Origin of the sequence: Salinicoccus sp. RF5 (assembly GCF_020786625.1) — a bacterium.
Classification (GTDB): Bacteria; Bacillota; Bacilli; order Staphylococcales; family Salinicoccaceae; genus Salinicoccus.
Map to the genome: position 1 here is coordinate 1 of NZ_JAJGRC010000005.1, position 3,102 is coordinate 3,102.

The following is a 3,102-nucleotide window of genomic DNA, read 5'->3' on the forward strand; positions in this document are numbered from 1 at the left end:
TAGCTGGCACACTCACAATTTCATTGCGATTAAGTAATGAAGGGCGCACGGTGGATGCCTTGGCACCAAGAGCCGATGAAGGACGGAACCAACACCGATATGCTCTGGGGAGCTGTAAGTAAGCGTTGAACCAGAGATTTCCGAATGGGGGAACCCCGCACGTTAGTGCGACTGACGGGTGAATACATAGCCCGTCAGAGGTAGACCCGGGGAACTGAAACATCTTAGTACCCGGAGGAAGAGAAAGAAAAATCGATTCCCTGAGTAGCGGCGAGCGAAACGGGAAGAGCCCAAACCAGTCTTTGACTGGGGTTGTAGGACACCGATGAGACCAATCATCGCGAGCAGAACGGTCTGGAAAGGCCGGCCATAGGGGGTAACAGTCCCGTATGCGAAGCGATGTGCGGTTGCGGTGGATCCTGAGTACGGCGGAACACGAGGAATTCCGTCGGAATCTGGGAGGACCATCTCCCAAGGCTAAATACTCCTTGGTGACCGATAGTGAACCAGTACCGTGAGGGAAAGGTGAAAAGCACCCCGGAAGGGGAGTGAAATAGAACCTGAAACCGTGTGCTTACAAGTAGTCAGAGCCCGTTAATGGGTGATGGCGTGCCTTTTGTAGAATGAACCGGCGAGTTGCGATTTCATGCAAGGTTAAGCAGAGGATGCGGAGCCGTAGCGAAAGCGAGTCTGAATAGGGCGTTTAGTATGGGGTTGCAGACCCGAAACCAGGTGATCTACCCATGTCCAGGCTGAAGTCCAGGTAACACTGGATGGAGGGCCGAACCGACTTACGTTGAAAAGTGACCGGATGAGGTGTGGGTAGCGGAGAAATTCCAATCGAACCTGGAGATAGCTGGTTCTCTCCGAAATATATTTAGGTATAGCCTCGTGTTAGCATCGTGGAGGTAGAGCACTGTTTGGACGAGGGGCCCATCCCGGGTTACCGAATTCAGACAAACTCCGAATGCCACAGATGTGATGCACGGGAGTCAGACAGCGGGTGATAAGGTCCGTTGTCGAGAGGGAAACAGCCCAGACCACCAGTTAAGGTCCCAAAATATATGTTGAGTGGAAAAGGATGTGGCGTTGCACAGACAACTAGGATGTTGGCTTAGAAGCAGCCATCATTTAAAGAGTGCGTAATAGCTCACTAGTCAAGTGACGCTGCGCCGAAAATGTACCGGGGCTAAACATATTACCGAAACTGTGGATCAATTATATTGATGGTAGGAGAGCGTTCCAATGGCAGGGAAGCATGACCGTGAGGACATGTGGAGCGATTGGAAGTGAGAATGCCGGTGTGAGTAGCGAAAGACGGGTGGGAATCCCGTCCACCGAATGACTAAGGTTTCCAGAGGAAGGCTCGTCCGCTCTGGGTTAGTCGGGACCTAAGCCGAGGCGGAAACGCGTAGGCGATGGACAACAGGCAGAAATTCCTGTACCGGTGATATGTGTTTGAGTGAAGTGGTGACGCAGGAGGAGAAGCAGAGCGTGCGAATGGAAGTGCACGTCCAAGCATCGAGTCGTCAGGGTAGGCAAATCCGCCCTGTACAACGACGAGGTGTGACGGGGAGCCGAAATTTAGTAGGCGAAGCTGTGGGTTCACACTGCCAAGAAAAGCTGCTGGCGAATATATCACTGCCCGTACCGCAAACCGACACAGGTAGTTGGGAAGAGAATTCTAAGGTGAGCGAGCGAACTCTCGTTAAGGAACTCGGCAAAATGACCCCGTAACTTCGGGAGAAGGGGTGCTCATGAAAATGAGCCGCAGTGAATAGGCCCAAGCGACTGTTTATCAAAAACACAGGTCTCTGCCAAACCGAAAGGTGACGTATAGGGGCTGACGCCTGCCCGGTGCTGGAAGGTTAAGAGGAGCGCTCAGCGTAAGCGAAGGTGCGAATCGAAGCCCCAGTAAACGGCGGCCGTAACTATAACGGTCCTAAGGTAGCGAAATTCCTTGTCAGGTAAGTTCTGACCCGCACGAAAGGCGTAACGATTTGGGCACTGTCTCAACGAGAGGCTCGGTGAAATCATAGTACCTGTGAAGATGCAGGTTACCCGCGACAGGACGGAAAGACCCCGTGGAGCTTTACTGTAGCCTGATATTGAATCTTGACCTCACCTGTACAGGATAGGTGGGAGCCATTGAAGTGTGGACGCCAGTCTACATGGAGGCACTGGTGGGATACCACCCTGGTGATGTTGAGATTCTAACCCGCGCCCGTGATCCGGGCGGGAGACAGTGTCAGGTGGACAGTTTGACTGGGGCGGTCGCCTCCTAAAGAGTAACGGAGGCGCTCAAAGGTTCCCTCAGAATGGTTGGAAATCATTCATAGAGTGTAAAGGTATAAGGGAGCTTGACTGCGAGACATACAGGTCGAGCAGGGTCGAAAGACGGACTTAGTGATCCGGTGGTTCCGCATGGAAGGGCCATCGCTCAACGGATAAAAGCTACCCCGGGGATAACAGGCTTATCTCCCCCAAGAGTTCACATCGACGGGGAGGTTTGGCACCTCGATGTCGGCTCATCGCATCCTGGGGCTGTAGTCGGTCCCAAGGGTTGGGCTGTTCGCCCATTAAAGCGGTACGCGAGCTGGGTTCAGAACGTCGTGAGACAGTTCGGTCCCTATCCGTCGTGGGCGTAGGAAATTTGAGAGGCGCTGTCCTTAGTACGAGAGGACCGGGATGGACATACCACTGGTGGACCAGTTGTCGTGCCAACGGCATCGCTGGGTAGCTATGTATGGTCGGGATAAGTGCTGAAAGCATCTAAGCATGAAGCCCCCCTCAAGATGAGATTTCCCCATTAGATCCCTCAGAGATGATGAGGTGGATAGGTTCGGCGTGTAAGTGTGGCGACACATTCAGCGGACGAATACTAATCGATCGATGACTTATTCAATTAATGAAAACCGTGTTGGTTTTCTGCGCAGCGCATTGTTTCTATCCGGTTTTGAATGTATATCATTCAACCTGAATATTGTCCGGTGGCAATGGCGGAGAGGCCCCACCTGTTCCCATGCCGAACACAGCAGTTAAGCTCTCCAGCGCCGATGGTAGTTGGACTGACGTCCCGTGAGAGTAGGACGCCGCCGGGCA

Annotated in this window: 2 rRNA genes; both read left to right on the forward strand. The window is 53.0% G+C overall.

Features of this window, described 5'->3' with window-relative positions:
• Nucleotides 1-27: 27 nt before the first annotated feature.
• Nucleotides 28-2,905: ribosomal RNA gene (locus LLU09_RS12465) — 23S ribosomal RNA — on the forward strand.
• 81 nt (nucleotides 2,906-2,986) lie between these two features.
• Nucleotides 2,987-3,101 (forward strand): 5S ribosomal RNA (rrf, locus tag LLU09_RS12470).
• The last annotated feature ends 1 nt before the right edge of the window (nucleotide 3,102 follow it).